The sequence below is a fragment of the Mesotoga sp. UBA5847 genome, from assembly GCF_002432735.1.
Lineage (GTDB): Bacteria > Thermotogota > Thermotogae > Petrotogales > Kosmotogaceae > Mesotoga.
The window spans coordinates 15,259-31,654 of the sequence record NZ_DJGL01000053.1; the positions used below are offsets into that span (position 1 = coordinate 15,259).

General features: G+C 46.1%; 16 protein-coding genes. 9 read left to right on the forward strand and 7 right to left on the reverse strand.

Annotation, left to right across the window (positions count from 1 at the left end; genetic code table 11):
- The first annotated feature begins 212 nt into the window (after nt 1–212).
- Nucleotides 213–1,538, forward strand: coding sequence for a TrpB-like pyridoxal phosphate-dependent enzyme (locus B3K91_RS05565; RefSeq protein ID WP_214079399.1), 1,326 nt, complete (start codon nt 213–215; stop codon nt 1,536–1,538).
- Between the two features lie 129 nt (nt 1,539–1,667).
- Nucleotides 1,668–1,940, forward strand: coding sequence for an HU family DNA-binding protein (locus B3K91_RS05570; protein ID WP_099829322.1), 273 nt, complete (start codon nt 1,668–1,670; stop codon nt 1,938–1,940).
- Nucleotides 1,941–1,974: 34 nt separating this feature from the next.
- Here the strand turns inward: B3K91_RS05570 and uvrC are convergent, their stop codons facing one another.
- From uvrC to B3K91_RS05605, 7 genes are read right to left on the reverse strand one after another with little or no spacing between them, the layout of a single operon-like run.
- Nucleotides 1,975–3,702, reverse strand: coding sequence for an excinuclease ABC subunit UvrC (gene uvrC / locus B3K91_RS05575; protein ID WP_214079400.1), 1,728 nt, complete (start codon nt 3,700–3,702; stop codon nt 1,975–1,977).
- Nucleotides 3,695–4,228 (reverse strand): DUF501 domain-containing protein, encoded by a 534-nt coding sequence (locus B3K91_RS05580; RefSeq protein WP_214079401.1) that lies wholly within the window; start codon nt 4,226–4,228, stop codon nt 3,695–3,697. Before B3K91_RS05580 ends, uvrC begins: the two co-directional genes overlap by 8 nt.
- The gene (locus B3K91_RS05585; protein WP_214079402.1) at nt 4,198–5,013 is read right to left on the reverse strand and encodes a 50S ribosomal protein L11 methyltransferase; all 816 of its coding nucleotides are present in this window, start codon (nt 5,011–5,013) and stop codon (nt 4,198–4,200) included. The genes B3K91_RS05580 and B3K91_RS05585 overlap by 31 nt, the downstream gene beginning before the upstream one ends.
- Complete coding sequence (gene rnc / locus B3K91_RS05590) at nt 5,010–5,747, reverse strand: ribonuclease III (RefSeq protein WP_099829326.1); 738 nt, start codon at nt 5,745–5,747, stop codon at nt 5,010–5,012. The genes B3K91_RS05585 and rnc overlap by 4 nt, the downstream gene beginning before the upstream one ends.
- The gene (locus B3K91_RS05595; RefSeq protein WP_214079403.1) at nt 5,747–7,645 is read right to left on the reverse strand and encodes a transketolase; all 1,899 of its coding nucleotides are present in this window, start codon (nt 7,643–7,645) and stop codon (nt 5,747–5,749) included. Before B3K91_RS05595 ends, rnc begins: the two co-directional genes overlap by 1 nt.
- Nucleotides 7,646–7,665: 20 nt before the next feature.
- On the reverse strand, nt 7,666–8,550 hold the full coding sequence (locus B3K91_RS05600) for a PSP1 domain-containing protein (protein WP_214079404.1): 885 nt from the start codon (nt 8,548–8,550) through the stop codon (nt 7,666–7,668).
- A 1-nt stretch (nt 8,551) separates the two neighbouring features.
- Nucleotides 8,552–9,580, reverse strand: a complete 1,029-nt coding sequence (locus B3K91_RS05605) for a hypothetical protein (RefSeq protein ID WP_214079405.1) — start codon at nt 9,578–9,580, stop codon at nt 8,552–8,554.
- 47 nt (nt 9,581–9,627) lie between these two features.
- On the opposite strand from B3K91_RS05605, the gene ndk reads away from it, so the two are divergent.
- Genes ndk through B3K91_RS05640 form a run of 7 tightly spaced genes read left to right on the forward strand, consistent with a single transcriptional unit; the run spans nt 9,628 to nt 16,328 of the window.
- Nucleotides 9,628–10,071 (forward strand): nucleoside-diphosphate kinase, encoded by a 444-nt coding sequence (gene ndk, locus B3K91_RS05610; RefSeq protein WP_099829330.1) that lies wholly within the window; start codon nt 9,628–9,630, stop codon nt 10,069–10,071.
- Entirely contained in the window at nt 10,071–11,249 is a 1,179-nt protein-coding gene (locus B3K91_RS05615) for a class I SAM-dependent rRNA methyltransferase (RefSeq protein ID WP_112109498.1), read from the forward strand. Before ndk ends, B3K91_RS05615 begins: the two co-directional genes overlap by 1 nt.
- Nucleotides 11,246–12,070: a zinc dependent phospholipase C family protein gene (locus tag B3K91_RS05620; protein ID WP_258394245.1), complete on the forward strand. Its 825-nt coding sequence runs from the start codon at nt 11,246–11,248 to the stop codon at nt 12,068–12,070. The genes B3K91_RS05615 and B3K91_RS05620 overlap by 4 nt, the downstream gene beginning before the upstream one ends.
- A 59-nt stretch (nt 12,071–12,129) precedes the next feature.
- Nucleotides 12,130–13,257, forward strand: coding sequence for a glucose-1-phosphate adenylyltransferase subunit GlgD (gene glgD / locus B3K91_RS05625; protein WP_102818945.1), 1,128 nt, complete (start codon nt 12,130–12,132; stop codon nt 13,255–13,257).
- Nucleotides 13,258–13,270: 13 nt separating this feature from the next.
- Nucleotides 13,271–14,539, forward strand: coding sequence for a glucose-1-phosphate adenylyltransferase (locus B3K91_RS05630; RefSeq protein WP_292588145.1), 1,269 nt, complete (start codon nt 13,271–13,273; stop codon nt 14,537–14,539).
- Nucleotides 14,502–14,858: a hypothetical protein gene (locus tag B3K91_RS05635; RefSeq protein WP_292588143.1), complete on the forward strand. Its 357-nt coding sequence runs from the start codon at nt 14,502–14,504 to the stop codon at nt 14,856–14,858. Before B3K91_RS05630 ends, B3K91_RS05635 begins: the two co-directional genes overlap by 38 nt.
- 12 nt (nt 14,859–14,870) lie before the next feature.
- Nucleotides 14,871–16,328 carry a 5'-nucleotidase C-terminal domain-containing protein gene (locus B3K91_RS05640; protein WP_292594244.1) on the forward strand — a complete coding sequence of 486 codons (1,458 nt, stop codon included), beginning with the start codon at nt 14,871–14,873 and terminating at the stop codon, nt 16,326–16,328.
- Nucleotides 16,329–16,396 lie beyond the last annotated feature (68 nt).

Sequence of the window (16,396 nt, forward strand, 5' to 3'; positions counted from 1 at the left end):
CTTGACTTGTAACATACCGAAGTAGTATATTTGGTTAAGCTAATTCAGCGAGGGATTATTATGGTTGTCAATCAATTTCTTAATAAACTGAATATGTTCTGGTGGTGGAGCTGCCCCTTCGGTGGGGGTTAGCCTTTCGCTACTAGGGTAAACCCATATTGAAGGGGCTCTCATTGTTGAGAGCCCCTTTACTTTTGAGGAGGTATATTGGCATGAAGAAAAGAATTATTGTGAATTTGAAGTCGGAGGAGCTTCCACGAAGCTGGTATAACATAAAGGCTGACTTACCATTCAAGATGGATCCGCCTTTGAATCCGGCAACCAATGAGGTGATCGATCCTGCAGATATGATGGCGATCTTCGCGAAGTCGATTGTTGAGCAGGAAATGAGTGAAGAAAGGTTCGTCCCTATTCCTGAGCCCGTTCTGGATGAGTATGTGGTATTCCGCCCCAGTCCACTTATAAGGGCGACCTTTCTCGAGGAGTATCTCAACACTCCAGCGAGGATATACTACAAGTATGAAGGCAACTCCCCGACCGGAAGTCACAAAACGAATACGGCAATAGCGCAGGCTTATTACAACAAGGCCGATGGAATAACCGAGCTAACTACTGAAACGGGGGCCGGACAGTGGGGTAGCGCCCTCTCGTATGCGGGCAAGAAATTCGGTTTGACGGTAAGAGTCTTCATGGTGAGAAACAGTTTCCAGTCGAAGCCAATGAGACAGCACATGATGAGAATGTTTAATGGAGAGGTTGAGCCGAGCCCTGGTGAACACACCGAAAGCGGAAGGAAGTTCCTCAAAGACAGGAAGAATTTCTCAGGTTCCTTGGGAATGGCAATTAGCGAGGCTATCGAAATCGTTCTGAATTCTAAGACGAAAAAGTACTCTCTCGGAAGTGTTCTCGATCACGTTCTTCTTCATCAGACAGTGATTGGTCTGGAAATTGAAAAGCAGCTGGAGATCCTTGGCGAAAAGCCTTCATCGATTCTTGGCTGTCACGGTGGCGGGTCAAACTTCGGCGGATCAATCTTGCCGTTTGTGAAGAGGGTATTCGAAGGAGAGGAAATTGAGTTCGTTGCCTGCGAGCCAGAATCATGTCCTACGCTTTCTAAAGGCGAGTATCGGTACGACAGCGGAGACACTGCTGGATTCACGCCGCTGCTGAAGATGTATACGCTTGGGAGAGAGTTTGTTCCACCCGCAATTCATGCCGGTGGTCTCAGATATCACGGTGCGGCTCCTCTCGTGTCGCGATTAGTGAAAGAAGGCATTGTCACTCCGGAAGCTTTCCCTCAAGAAGAGACTTTCAAAGCAGGTCTTCTCTTCGCTACAACGGAGGGTATTGTTCCCGCACCGGAGTCAACCCATGCAATTGCAGGTGCTGTTCGAAGAGCAATTGAGGCAAGGAAAAACAGAGAAGAGAAGGTTATTGTGTTCACTCTGAGCGGGAATGGCGTTCTAGACCTCTCTTCTTACACTAGCACAATCGAGGCGCATAAGGACGTGCTCAACTTCGACAACCTGCGCCCATAAGGCATTGTAGAGCATTGACTTGTTGAAATCCTTTTCGTCAAACGGTTTCAGATGATTCTATGTTGCAGAAGTCAATTAGAAAATGTTAGAATTTGGTTGTGATCTGAATTCTAGCTAGGGGGTGTACCTGTGAATAAGAAAGAACTTATCGCTGTTCTTGCACAAAGAACTGGAGCAACCAAGAAACTTGTCGGAGACGTAGTTGATAGCTTTATCGGCGTGGTAGGGGAAGAACTCTCAAAGAACCAGGAAGTTAAGCTAATAGGTTTCGGAACGTTTGAAGTTACCATGCGAAAGCCCAGGATGGGTGTCAACCCGAGAACGAAGGAAGCTATCGAGATTCCTGGCGGGAAGGTTCCGAAATTCAGACCTGGCAAAGAGCTAAAAGAGAAAGTTCAGTAATAATTGTCCTGCCGATAAGAGATGAAAGTGGAGCTTAGTCTCCACTTTTTTCACTAGCCCATCTCGTTACGGCTTCAACCGCCTTACTGTTTTTCAAGACAGAGCGGAGGTCATCTTCAGAGGCCTTTGAGATTCCTTTGATGCTTCCAAAGGCCTTCAAGAGTGCCTTCTTTCTTTTGGGTCCTATTCCTGGAATATCATCTATCTTCGAAGTTAGAAATCTCCTCTCCCTCAGAACTCTGTGATAGTTAATTGCGAATCGATGCGCCTCATTGTCTATAGAGATGATCATTCTCAACACCGGATGTTCTTCTTTGAGTCTTACTCTGTCGCGATTATCAAGAAACACAAGCTCGTTGAACTCCTTTGCGAGTCCAACTATCTCGTATTCTTCGATCCCTATCTCTGCAAATGCCTTCTCAACTGCTCTCAACTGAGGTTCTCCTCCGTCTATAAGCAGAAGATCGGGGAGAGGGTACTTTGTGTATCGCCGTTTGACTACGGTTGCCATTGCTTCGAAATCATTTGGTTCTTCAAGCTCGCTTATTCTGTACCTTCTGTACTCCGACTTGTTCGGCTTACCGTTATCGAAAACTACTACTGAAGCGACTGTGTAGAGACCTTGTGTATGAGAGATATCGATCCCCTCGATTCTCGAGGGAAATCTCTTCAGTCCAAGTATCTGCTGAGCCTGTCGCAGCGAATGAGCCGCATTAAGTCTTATCTTCAGCTCTTCGTCGATATTCTTGAAGGCGATACTCAGAAGTCTCTCTTCCTGCTCATCACGGGGATCTCCAATGTAATCAAAATCTCTTCTGAATTGCCTCACATCTTTTTTCTTCAGACCGGTTACGATTAAAGACTTTGGAATTCTGTTCTTCTTGGCGTAGTAAAACTGGGTAATGAAATCCATAGGAGTACCATCCGGGAAGTCGAAAACCAGCTTTCCCAAGAGCATTCCTCCCCTTACCTGCAGCAGGGCAGCGAGCCCGGCCGAAACGGCCAATATGTCTGCCTTCAAATCTAGCGGGGCTTCAACCCCCTGAAAGGCGTAAAGGTCATCCATCGACGACAGAATGTCCCTTATTTCTGCCGCCCTTTCGAACTGAAGAGCCTCCGACAATACAGTCATCCTCTTGAGGAGAGCTTCTCTAACTTTTATCGTGTCCCCTTCAAGGAATTCGGTTAGCGCAGAAAGCTGCTCTTGATACTCTTCAGGAGAGACCTTTTCAACGCAAGGTGCCGAACACATTTTCAGATGATATAGAAAGCAGGGTCTCTTTATCCTGCCGAGATCATATGTGCATGTGCGAATCTTGAAGACTTTCTGTAGGAATTCGAGTAGCTTTCTGACAAGTCCGGCGCTCGTGTATGGACCAAAATAAGTGCCTTCGAGCTCCTTTGTTCGCGTGATCGCAATATAAGGATACTCCTCAGCGGATATGTATATGTATGGATAAGTACGCGAATCCTTCAGGAATACATTGTACTTCGGCTTTTTACTGAAGATTAGGTTGGCCTCGAGAAGCAGAGCCTCTCTTTCGGATGTGACCATTATGAAGTCCAGATCCTCCGACTCTTCGGCGATGCGTCTGGCCTTTTCGTTCTGAGACCACGTCGACTCTCTGAAGTATGAGAGGACTCTCCTCTTCAGCTTCTTTGCCTTTCCTACGTAGATTATTGCATTCTTTTCGTCCTTGAAGATATAAACTCCGGGTTCTTCCGGAAGCTGTGAAGCCTTGTTCAGTATTTGTTCATTCATTTCGGTTCAACAACTCTCTGCAAATGACTCTCTCAGATGAACAACGGGTTCTTTCTAAGAGACTCCATACTTCTCGTCCAATGGGGTTGTTCACACCGCCAAGAAAGTTAGCCAACTGCAGGTGAAGACACTTAACCATTTTCAGATTTCTTATCCCTCCAATACCTCTACCAAGCAGCAGCAACTTCTGCGATTCAGATAGAGTGCACCGACCGAGGATTCTCTTTTTGATCAACGTGGTTTCTTCATGAGCTTTGAGATACTCGTCTGCAAAATCGCCGTCACGTTCGATTCTCTTCTCGAATTCAGTTATCATTCCCCCGCTCTCAAGACGGGAGACTTTCTCCTTCAAGAAGGGGCAGCTCAGCCAGAAAAGCGTCGGGAAGGGCTTTCCATAAGAAATGAGGGAGGACTCAATAACTTGCGGAAATCCCCATTCGCAGACTCTGGCTACTCTGAAGTCGTTCTTCAGTTCTCTCCCTAGTTGAAGAGAGACTATTTTCTTCTCAATTTTATCGCTTTCCAATCTCCGTCTTCCCTGCTGCTCTCTATAAGAAAGGTTCCTTCAATAAGGTTTCCGATCTCACTGAACTTGTCTTTGTAAATTCCCGAGAGGATTACGGTGCCGTGTTCATCTAGAAAACTCTCTAGGTCAAGAACAAATTCTCTCAAAAGCTCTACAATCATATTCGAGACAATTATGTCAAAACGCTCTTCGGGTTTTACAGAGGAGAGAAATTCCGATTGTCTTGCATCTATACACACATCATTTATCCTTGCTGTCTCATTGGTCTTCTCTACCGAGTGCTCGTCTATGTCGAGCGCCACGACCTGTGATGCGCCCTTCTTCGCAGCAATTGCCGAGAGGATACCTGTGCCGCAACCCACGTCAAGAACTCTAGAGCCTCTGACAACGGCTTCAACAAGAAGAGAGGCAGCCAGCTTCGTTGACTCATGAAGGCCAGTGCCAAACGCCATTCCCGGTATAATTCCGATCTTATTCGGATCGACCACTCTTTCCTCTTCCTCAAGAGGAAGGACTTCAACGCTTTTGCAGAGCTCGAACGGTACCAGAGTCTCTTTCCATTTCTCGAACCAATCCTTTTGTTCGGTGAACCCTAGATCGGAGAACTCCATCTTACTTAGGAAGTAAGGTAGTTCCTCCCCTTCTTCAAGAAGTACATGCAGAGCAATTCCAGAGTCGACGGTCTTCTCGAAGAAGAGATTAGAGAATCCTTCATTCCAGCTGATTCCCTCAATCAAGTCGCTTTCTTCTTCTGAAACAAAAGAGACTAAATGTCTGTACTTCACTTCTCAGCACCTGCCTTATCGAGCCCTTTACGAAGAGCTTCAAGAGCGTGCTTCGCGGCAAGCTGTTCTGCCGCTTTCTTCGTCCTACCCTCTCCTTCACCGACAATCTTTCCATCCAAGAAAACACCGACTTTGAACCACTTGTCCTGAGGTGGTCCTTCGTCCAGAATCGTTTCATATGATGGTCTAGAACTGAAACGAGCTTGGGTTAACTCCTGAAGTGAGGTCTTGTAATCAAGAATCAACTCGCCGTTGACCGCCTGATCAATATAGTCGCAAAGCTTTGACTGAACAAAACTGACCGAGGCTTCAAATCCACTTGTCAAGAAGACTGCAGCAAGAACTGCCTCAAACGTATCTGCGAGAATAGAATCTCGATCAGACCCACCCATTTGCCTCTCTCCTTTTCCCAGAAAGACGAAGTCTCCTATCCTCATGAATCTTGCGACATCGGAAAGTACTTTTTCGCTTCCAACCATCGCCCTGATTTTCGACATGTCGCCTTCGGACAATGAGTATTCATCAAACAGCGTTTTCGCAAGTGACAGTTCAAGAACCGCATCTCCGAGAAACTCCATCCTTTCGTTTGACTCCAGAATCCTCTCTCCGTTCTGCGCGAGCTCGTTGGTGAACGAGGAATGGCAGAGAGCCCTGAAAGCGAGCTCTCTGTTTGCTTCAATTCCGTTTATTCTGCAAAACTCATTTACTTGCTTTTCTTCCTCGACGCTTAGCATTACCGGGCAATTCTCCTGATCTTCTCAACCATTTTGCCGCTCGAAAGACCGCAGAGATCGAATAGCAGCTCATTATCACCGGAGAACATATATCTCTCTACACCAAGCTTCTCAAATCTCTCAGGCATTATCTTCGAGTCGATCAAATAGTCCGATAGAATCGTGCCTAATCCACTCTCCACATTGTGATCTTCTGCGGTTATAACGACTTTGGACAAGTGTTCTTTGACGCTATCGAAATCCGCTTCTAGAGGGCAGCTGACGTTAAGAACCGTGACTTCTATTCCCTCTGACCTGAGCTTATCTGCAGCCTCAACGGCCTTATGGGTTACCTGACCGGTCGTAACTATGGTTACACCCTTTCCCTTCCTGACAACATCGACCTTGCCATATTCAAACTTGTATCCATCGCCGAAGAAAGCTCTTCCACTCTCATCGGAAATTGGATTCATAGTAGATCTTCCCATTGCGATGACGAAGTTTCCTTCAGTCGCGCTCACATACCTTACAGCTTTGTCCGTCTGATTTGGATCTGCCGGTACGATCAGCTTGAAGCCAAATAGATTCCTCAAGGCCCCAATGTAATCAATACAGTGGTGAGTCTTTCCATCTTCTCCCACGTCTATTCCCACATGGGTCACCCCAACTTTGACGTTTGCTTTGTTTATGTCGTTCAGCCGTTGCTGATTGTAGGTTTCATCGATTCCAAAGACTCCAAAGTCTGCAAAGAAAGTAAGCACACCACATACGGACGCAGCACCGGCAACCGTTGCCGCATTATGTTCCTGAACTCCAATCTGAACGAAGTTCTCCGGCCAGACCTTCTCGAACTCGTTTACCTTCGTTGAGGGTTTCAAATCACAATCAACAACCATCATCGGAACTTTTCCCTTGTTCAGCTTTCCAATATCTGCGAGAGCCCTTCCAAAGGCCGATCTGTTGTCGGTCTTCTTGTCAACAGGATAAACTATCGAATCTCCCGTGACCGGTCTTACCACTTCGTCTATGGGGCGCACATGTTCATGATAAGAAGGAAGCTCCTTCCTCATTTCGACATATCTTTCGATATCACTTTCAAGGCCAAGCTCGGCAAGCGCAGAGGCGGCCTTCTCCATATCCAGAGGTTTGCCGTGATACGAAACATCACCCTCCATGAAGGAAACACCTTTTCCCATAACTGTTCTGCCAATTATGACTGCGGGGATTTTTGAATCGAACGCTTCCACGAGAGCTTCATTGAGCTCGGCATAGTCGTGGCCGTCGACCTCTATAACCTTCCATCCATCAGCAAGATAGTTTGCCTTAATGTCCACGTACATTATGTCGCTCGCTTTTCCGGAGATCTGAGCATCATTGTAGTCGACAACAACAACAAGGTTATTGAGCTCGTATTTCTTGGCCGTTCTTCTTGCCTCCGCCACCTGACCTTTTGCCTGTTCGGCATCACTCATGGCTACTATCACCCTGTTGTTTTTCCCTCTGATTTTCGAAGCAAGGGCCATGCCAACACCTACGGACAACCCCTGTCCAAGATTTCCTGTAGTCCATTCTACGCCAGGAATCCCTCTTGTGATGTGACCCTCGAATATCGATCCGGGATGCCTGAATCCGGCAATTGCCTCGTCAATGTCTATAAAACCCAATCTCCCAAGTGTCGCATATACCCCGGGAGATGTATGACCGTGGCTTACAACAACCCTATCGCGTTCGGGATCGTAGGGGTTCTTCGGATCTTTCTCTGCAAAATCATAAACGGATAGGAATATGTCTATCGATGACATTGAACCGCCCGGATGACCGGAATTTGCAACTGTGGTCATCTTTATGATGTCTCCCCTGCACACTCTTCCAAGGTTTTCTAGTCTCTTAATCTCATCTTTCGTCAGCAAACGCGCCATATCCAACCTCCATTCACACTTCAACCGTCAATCGAAATATCCTCGTCTCTATTCTTTATTAGCTCATCGGGATTTGTGTCCTGAATAATAGATCTCTGGCTCATTCTAAAGTCATCAAACTGAACCTTGAGCATCTGGCCGTCATCTGCAACCAGGGTGATCACTTTCATGAAGATGTTCACCGTCAGAACCTTGCAAGTCTTTCCTTCATAGTCGACAAGAGATCCTTCATCAGGGATATCCAATAACTCATTTTCATAGAGCTCCTGTTCATAGGATAGACAGCAAAGCAGTCTTCCGCACCTACCGGATATCTTTGCAGGGTTTATCAGCAATTGCTGCTTCTTCGCATGCTTGAGCGTTATACTCTCAAACTGTCTCAAGAAGCGGGCGCAGCAAGCTGTCATGCCGCACAACCCGAGGCTGCCGGTCATTTTAACTTCATCTCTTATTCCAACTTGCCTGAGCTCTATCCTCGTTCTGAATGCCCTGGCAAGATCCTTCACCAACTCTCTGAAATCGACCCTGCTGTCGGCACCAAAATAGAAGACTATTCTTGAGCGATCAAACATATATCTCGCCTCGAGCAATCTCATAGGAAGCGAGTGCTTTTTTATCAGCTCCTGGCAGGTATTCATAGCAGCTTCGGCCTCTTCCTTGTTCTTTGCATGAGTCTCCCAGTCTTCATCAGTCATTACCCTAACGATCGGTTTCAGCTCTTCCTTTGAGTCATCTATACGAATCTCAACTGGTCCATACATGACCTTACCCACATCCAGTCCGAACTCACTCATTGCAAGCACACGATCTCCCTGCTTTAGGAGCTGTTCACTAGATGTGTACTGATAAAGCTTGCCAACAGAATGAAACTCGACTCCATATACAGTTCCATATATTTCAGGCATCTTAATTACCTCCGTTTTCTCTTCTTACGAGGCTCCTCGAAACCGAGTACAGAGCTCTGAATGAAACGAGATTCGAGTTCTGAGATGAGGTCCTCTGTCTAAGGAACCTGTCACACCAAGCAAAATCTGCCAGGATCTCCTTTCCCGGCACGAAACTCACTAGCCATTCTATCAGATCGAGGTTTACAACAGAGTTACTGGAAGTATCTGCCGATAGAATTACTACATCTCTCAGTATGCTTCTGGCTACTTCAACGAGCTCACGCGATCTTTCAAATGAGCCCTGCCCAATGAATAGAGGCGAGATTTCTCTGAAGGTTGTGAAGAATTTGTCAGATTCTACGATGCTTCTGCAGAGAGCAGCAAATGCTCTTCTTCGTCTAACAATATCTATCGGCTCGTTAACTTCACTCTCAGACAGTACAGAAACCAGTCCGTTGAGGTCTGAAGGAACCTCCATCGAACCCCAGTCTATGGACTCGACTTCCTGATCAAGAAAGAACCGAAGAACAGAGAAGTTCTGTCGCGCACATGCGTAGATTCTCGATACGCTATTCCCATACTTATCTCTCAATTTACCTATCAGTTCTTCAGGAACATCAACAACGACAGAGACCGTTCTGCTCCTTACTGTGGGAAGAAGAGACTGCCATGAAGTAGTGGTCATTATCAGCGTTGCAAAACAGGGAGGCTCTTCGAGTATTTTTAGGAAGGCATTTGCACTCTCATCTGTCATCTTTTCACATTGATGGACCAATACATACTTTCTCTTGCCTCCCGAAGGCTTGTGGAGCATCATCTCTTCAATATCCCGCACTCTGTCAATTCCGATGTTCCCTTTCTCAGGCTCTATAAGAAGAAAATCTTCAATATATCTCTTTCTGTTCCATTTTGGATCGGACTCGACCAATGACAAAGCCGAAGTCTTCAAGTATTCGCTGTCTCTGCCTACCAAAGTCACGCTTATTCCCGAATTTCGAGCCAAGAATCGGGCAAGTCTGTCGCTAACTACTCCGTTGAACCACTCCATGTTTTAATTATAGCAATGAATGACGAATTTGATTGGAGGGAAGTATTATGGAGAGAACATTTGCTTATCTGAAGCCAAACGCTATTCAGCGAGGCCTCGTAGGAGAGATAATCAGAAGAATCGAGGAAAAAGGTCTTAAGATATTAGCTCTCAAAATGCTTATGATTTCAGAGTCTAAAGCTAGAGAACTATACAGGGAGCATGCCGGGAAAGACTTCTACGAACCTTTGCTCGGTTTCATACAATCTGGCCCAGTTGTGGCAATAGTTCTTGAAGGTGAGGATGCCGTTCAGAGATTGAGAATCCTCATCGGGAAAACCGATCCGGTCCAGGCAGACCCGGGAAGTATTCGTGGAAGGTTCGGCGTCTCCGTCAGAAAGAACCTCATCCACGCTTCAGACAGTATTGAAAGTGCAATTCGCGAAACGAATATCTTCTTTGACAAAACTGAGATTCTTGACTATTCTCTGTTGATTGAAGGGCAGCTCTGATGCTAATTGCGCAAATAAAAAAAGGAAAGGAAGGAAAGGTGTTGAATTCTTACCCGTGGATCTTCAAAGATGAAATCCTCTCTCTTGAAGGCTCTGCAGATAGAGTAAGCGAAGTCAATGTCTTCTCTTCTACTTACGAGTTCCTGGGGAAAGGCTTCTTCAACCCTGGTTCAACGAGGTCGATAATGGTTCTAACTAATCATGATGAAGAACTGGGAGAGGCTTTCTTCAGAAAGCTTCTGAATAAATCCTTGCAGAAAAGAGACAGGCTGTTCGATACACCTTACTACAGGCTAATCCATGGCGAGGGGGATAGACTTCCTGGACTTGTAGTTGACAGATACGGCGATTTTTTAGCAGTGCAGTTCAGAAATCTGATCATGCAGGAAAGAAAGCAAATGATCGTCACCCTTCTTTCAGATCTTCTGAGCCCGATGGGAATCTACGAACGCAGCGACTTTGAGATGGGTGTGGACGACAGAATTGAGAGAAACACCGGCCTGCTTTGCGGGAAGGTACCGGACTCAATCGAAATTGAGGAAAACGGCCTAAGATTTCTTGTAGATGTCAAGAACAGCCAGAAGACCGGATTCTTCTTTGACCAAAGAGACTCCAGAGCATTCTGCAGAAAGATTACTAAGGAGCTGTCGCTTCAAAAGGGGCTAGATCTCTTCTCTTTTACGGGCGGCTTTGGACTCAACATGGCATTCTCCGGAGCAGAGGCGATTTGTGTCGACAAGTCGGAAGAAGATCTAGAAAGGGCAAGACTGAACTCCGTAGTGAACAAGGTGGATAACCGGCTGCAGTTAGTCCAGAGCGATGTTCTTGCCTTCCTTAATGAATTTGAAAAGAATGACTATTTTGATATAGTAGTATTGGATCCGCCATCCTTTGTTAAGCATAAGAAAGAGCTTCCGCATGGAATTTCACTTTTCAGAAAGCTAGTAGAGAGCACGCTACCGTTAATGAAGGATGGGGGAATCCTCGGCCTCTGCACTTGCGCCTACAATATTGGGATTGAGCATCTAGTAGAGTCTGTAAGAAGATCAACAGAAAGAAGAGGCTTGAGGTTTTCGCATTTGGCGATCACTCTGCAGTCACCTGATCATCCGTGGCTTTTGGAGGTTCCTGAAAGCCTTTATTTGAAGTGTCTGTGGGGCTTCGTAGAGAAGGAGTGAGTTTTTTGCCCGGCTTCTGGACTCATATCATGTATGGAAAAGATGTTCTGGAAGAAATAGGACTCGATCTTGAAGCCGACAAAAGAGAGGAGTTCAATCTTGGGTGCCTCTTTACTGATCCTGGACAGTATTGCTCAAGAGAAGATCCGGAGTTTTCTCTCTGGAGATTTTCTCATACGCTGAGATGTGATGATTTTGCCGAAGAGGTCTGCAGAAGAGCCGAAGAGATCTCTCGCTTCTACTCTCTCGGGGTGATATGCCATTACTTTCTCGATGCAACCGTTAATCATTATATTGTCGCCCGTGCGGGAAATGGATATAAGTATCGGCAGCTTGAGACAATGATAGACAAAGTAATACTGAAGAACAGAGTAGAGGCAGTTATTCTTGACCTTGATCCGACTGCCGAGTTTTCCAAGTCTCTACCTGAAGCTCTAGAAGATCTTTACAGAGCGATTGCTGAGGAGTACTACGGAGTGAAAGGTTGTTCTATCCAGAAGGCAATAAACTCTATGAACGAGTATTTCGCGGGGATATACGGTCGTTCCAGACTGGGCATCATTCTCAAGAGATTCAGCATCAAGGAAGGCTCTCCGGAAGAGGCTTTTTTCAAAGACACTCATACAGATCCGCTGAATCTGGAAATGAAACCTTGGTTTCACAGTATAGCTGGATGGGAGAGTAAAAAGACCTTTGAAGAACTTTACAGCGATGCCTTCGACAAGGCTGTCCATTTTATGCAGAGTTATCTGGACGGCGTAGGCGAGTTGTCTTTACCCGGGGTCTCTCTGATGACCAATTTACCATTAATGGAGTACTGACTAACAAATTCGAGATGAAGGGAGGAAGATCGCATCCAGATCTGGAATGCGGTGATCATATGAAAGTTCTCGGAATAATCCTGGCAGGTGGACGAGGTGAGTACTTGAGTTCCCTTACGCAAGTTCGTACAAGTGCCGCACTACCGGTTTTCGGAAAGTACAGGTCCATCGATTTCACGCTCAGTAATATGATCAATGCCGGGGTATCGAAGGTTGGCATTATTACTCAATACAGCCCTAGAAGCCTAATGGACCACATAGGTTCCGGTAAAGAATGGGATCTTGACAGGAAACAGGGCGGTCTTTTCATTCTGCAGCCTTACTACTCACCGTATAATCCTTCCATGGGATACAAGGGAACTGCAGATGCTCTGTTCCAGAACATAGACATACTTCGGAGAGGGAACGAAGACTCGGTACTGATTGGTTCTGGAGATCATATTTTCAAGACTGACCTTACCAAGATATTCAGGTATCATCTCGATACGGTGGCCGACATAACCGTCCTAACAGGAAACAAGAATGGTGAATGTGGTATGAAAGGTATGGATAGAGTCATATGCAAGAACGGAAGAGTAATAAAGTGGATAGAGAAGGAAAATGCCTCTGAGAACCCTGATGAGGGAGACTGCGTTGCTCTTGGTGTTTACTTCGTAAACAAGTTCCTCTTGCGAGAACTTCTCTACTCAGCGGTTCCCAACGGCTATAACGAGCTTGTTAAGGGTATTATCTCTCCTAATCTCTCTTCGCTAAATGTTAGAGAGTACAGATACAACGGGTATTGGCGGGATATCAAGCAGAGCAAGAAATGCTATTTCAAGACAAATCTCGATATCCTGGATCCTCAGATCAGACGAGAGTTGTTTTACGAGAACGGTAGAGTATTTACGAAACTAAAGGATCTTCCACCTCCGAAGATCACCGGAACGGCATCTATGAACAACTCAGTCATTGCAGATGGATGCGTAATTGGAGGAAGAATCGAAGATTCAGTCTTGTTCAGAGATACTAGAGTTATGGCAGGGGCAACCGTTAAGAACTCAGTTCTCCTTGAGGGCTGCCTCGTCGAAGAAGGCGCTTACATAGAAAACGTAATTATGGACAAGTACTGCACAGTTAGGCTTGGGAGAAGTTTCGTTGGTGAGAGCGAAGAGCCCACAGTGATCGAAAAACACGGCGTAATATAGGGCGGGTGATTGTATGGCCAAAAAAGTAGTAGCATTGATTCTAGCTGGCGGACAGGGTACAAGACTGGGATTACTAACCGATGAGGTTGCAAAACCGGCGGTGCCTTTTGGAGGCAAGTACAGGATAATCGACTTTGCACTTAGTAACTGCGTGAATTCTGGAATCTACGCAGTTGGTGTGCTTACTCAATACAGGCCTCACATTCTCTCCAGGCATATCGGAATAGGTCGTCCCTGGGATCTTGACAGAAAGGATGGGGGGGTAGTCATTCTCCCGCCGTTCATCGCTCAGGGAGATTCAAACTGGTATAAGGGAACGGCAAATGCCGTATTCCAGAATATTGATTTTGTCGATGATTACGACCCAGAAATTGTTGTAGTCCTTTCTGGCGACCACATCTACTCTATGGATTACAACGAAATGATCGATTATCATCTCTCGAAAGGTGCCACGGGAACAGTAGCATGTATGCGTGTTCCGCTGTCTGAAGCTAATAGATTCGGCATGATGATAACGGATTTTGAAAACAAAATAGTCGACTTTCAGGAGAAGCCTGAACAACCGAAGTCGGATCTTGCCTCTCTTGGGATTTACGTCTTTGACTGGAAGTTCCTTAGAGAAAGGTTAATCGAAGATGAAAAGGATCCCGAGAGTGACAATGATTTCGGGAAGAACATCTTGCCGAAGATCGTACATGATAACGCTGGAAGGCTTTTCGCTTTCGTCTTCGAAGGATACTGGAGAGACGTCGGTACGATCGAATCTCTCTGGGAAGCAAACATAGAGCTAACACGGCCTATTCCTCCACTGAACCTCCACGATCCTTCCTGGAGGTTTTACACCCAAACGGAAGAGTATCTCCCTGCTTACGTCGGAACCAGTTCTCATGTCAGAAACTCCCTGATTAACGAAGGGGCAGAGATTTACGGTCGAGTAGAGAATTCAGTTATCTTCCAAGGCGTGCAGATCGGAGAAGGTTCGGTTGTTAAGAATTCTGTGATTATGACAAACTCCAAAATTGGAAGCAATGTGGTCATAGACAAGGGGATAATTGGAGAGAGAACGACAGTTAGAGATGGGGTGGTTGTTGGTTATGGAGACGAAGTGCCACACGAATCTCAACCACACATATATGATTCGGGTATTGTCGTTGTCGGATCGGACGTAATCATTCCCGAGAATCTTAAGATAGGTAGAAACAGCGCAGTTCTCAATCACGTTAAAGAGGAGGACTTCGAGGGAGATGTGGCTGGCGGCAAGACCATCTCGCCCAGAGAATAAAGGCAAAGGAGTAGCTTATTTTTCGTTGTTGATAGCTATACTGATAATCTGTACGACAATTGTTACATCGCTTGTTCCCCTAGAGACAATAATGAATGCGAGGCGCCTTGGTTCTTGGTATTTCAGACTGGCTCTCACTGTGAAATCGTTGTATCTTGCAGAGCCGGCCGAAACGGAACTCAACGGTTTCCTGGTTACAAAAAGCTCAAGAACTGTCTCTTCAAACTGCGCAGAAATAGAAATAATCAATTACCATATAAGTGAAGGAGATAGGCACTTCGATTTCGAGTTAATTGGAGAAATCACCGATATTCTATAAGGAGGTAGAAGTATGAAAAAAGTTCTTTTGATTACCCTACTGTTAGTCATGGCCGTATTTGTCATGGCTCAGAGACTTACGATTGTCCATATCAACGACACTCATGGACACATTTGGCCAGAGGGCGAGTTCGGCGGGCTTGCGGCCGTAGCCACTCTGGTCAACCAGGCTAGAGCGGAGAATCCCAACACTCTTTTCTTGCACGCAGGTGACATGAACACCGGTGTTCCAGAGTCGGACCTGCAGGATGCAGCTCCAGACATAGTTTCACTGAACCTTATGAAACTCGATGCGATGGCTATCGGAAATCACGAATTTGACAACGACGCATCGGTACTTGCTAAGCAGATGGACATTGCTAGCTTCCCGTTCCTCAGCGCCAATATCTACAAGGACGGAGAACCGGCCTTCCAGGAATACATTATCAAGGAAGTTGGCGGAATAAAGGTTGCAATAGTAGGATTCACTGCTCAGGAGACTGAAATCCTTGAATACTTGTACGCCAAGGACTACGAATGGATGGATGTCATAGAAATCGCCAAGGAAATCATACCGTTTCTGGAGGCCCAGGCGGATATAATTATCGCTCTTACACACATGGGAAGCAATCCGGTTCTTGCGGGCCCGAATTCCTGGGAGCTTGCCAAGGCGGTTGACGGAATCGATGTTATTGTTGACGGACACAGCCACACTTTCTATGAAAGACCTGAAATAATCAACGAAACAATTATCGTTTCTGCTGGAGAATGGGCAAAGAATGTGGGCAAGCTCGATCTGGAAATCGTCGACGGAACGGTAATCTTCGTTTCTTTCAGGAATCTTCCTGTCCTGGCAGAAGAGATAAAACCTGACTTCGCAGTGGCAACTGTTCTTGATTACTTCAAGAAGGCCGGAGGAGAAGCTCTTGGCATAGTTGTCGGTGAAACAACGATCAAGCTTGAGGGTGACAGGGGAGTAGTTAGAGCCCAAGACACAAACCTCGGTTACTTGATCTGTGACGCGATGGTGTGGAAGTCCGGAGCGGACCTTGCAATAACCAATTCCGGTGGTATCAGAGCTTCGATTCAGGCTGGTCCGATCACATATCGTGACATTCTTACAGTACTCCCGTTCGGAAATACACTTTACGTTGTTGATGTACCGGGGACAGCCCTCAGAGATCTTCTGGAGTACACGGCAACCAGAGAACCAGGGCAGGGAGCGATGGCTCAGGTAAGCGGAGTAACTTATGTAATAGAGAATGGCGAGGCCAAGGATATTCTTGTGAACGGAGAACCCATTGATGACAATAAGGTGTACAAAGTTGCTACAAATAACTACCTTGCCTCTGGCGGTGACGGCTATACGGTCCTTGCAGGACTCTCCGGTTACGACACCGGATTCGTGCTGGCAGATGTAGTGGTTGAGTTCGTTGGAGAGATAAGCCCGATAACCGCTTACGCCGATAGCGGAAGGATAACCAGAAAGTAGTTTTAGATTAAGTTAAGACGCAAACATTGTACTATAATAGGAGCGGAGCGATCCGCTCCTATTGTTTG

Excerpts from the sequence above, each read along its gene's own strand:
- B3K91_RS05595 (WP_214079403.1), bottom strand. The coding sequence starts at position 7,645 with ATGGCGCGTTTGCTGACGAAAGATGAGATTAAGAGACTAGAAAACCTT.
- B3K91_RS05640 (WP_292594244.1), top strand. The coding sequence starts at position 14,871 with ATGAAAAAAGTTCTTTTGATTACCCTACTGTTAGTCATGGCCGTATTT.
- B3K91_RS05565 (WP_214079399.1), top strand. The coding sequence starts at position 213 with ATGAAGAAAAGAATTATTGTGAATTTGAAGTCGGAGGAGCTTCCACGA.
- B3K91_RS05600 (WP_214079404.1), bottom strand. The coding sequence starts at position 8,550 with ATGCCTGAAATATATGGAACTGTATATGGAGTCGAGTTTCATTCTGTT.
- B3K91_RS05615 (WP_112109498.1), top strand. The coding sequence starts at position 10,071 with ATGCTAATTGCGCAAATAAAAAAAGGAAAGGAAGGAAAGGTGTTGAAT.
- B3K91_RS05605 (WP_214079405.1), bottom strand. The coding sequence starts at position 9,580 with ATGGAGTGGTTCAACGGAGTAGTTAGCGACAGACTTGCCCGATTCTTG.
- ndk (WP_099829330.1), top strand. The coding sequence starts at position 9,628 with ATGGAGAGAACATTTGCTTATCTGAAGCCAAACGCTATTCAGCGAGGC.
- rnc (WP_099829326.1), bottom strand. The coding sequence starts at position 5,747 with ATGCTAAGCGTCGAGGAAGAAAAGCAAGTAAATGAGTTTTGCAGAATA.
- uvrC (WP_214079400.1), bottom strand. The coding sequence starts at position 3,702 with ATGAATGAACAAATACTGAACAAGGCTTCACAGCTTCCGGAAGAACCC.
- B3K91_RS05630 (WP_292588145.1), top strand. The coding sequence starts at position 13,271 with ATGGCCAAAAAAGTAGTAGCATTGATTCTAGCTGGCGGACAGGGTACA.
- B3K91_RS05635 (WP_292588143.1), top strand. The coding sequence starts at position 14,502 with ATGTGGCTGGCGGCAAGACCATCTCGCCCAGAGAATAAAGGCAAAGGA.
- glgD (WP_102818945.1), top strand. The coding sequence starts at position 12,130 with ATGAAAGTTCTCGGAATAATCCTGGCAGGTGGACGAGGTGAGTACTTG.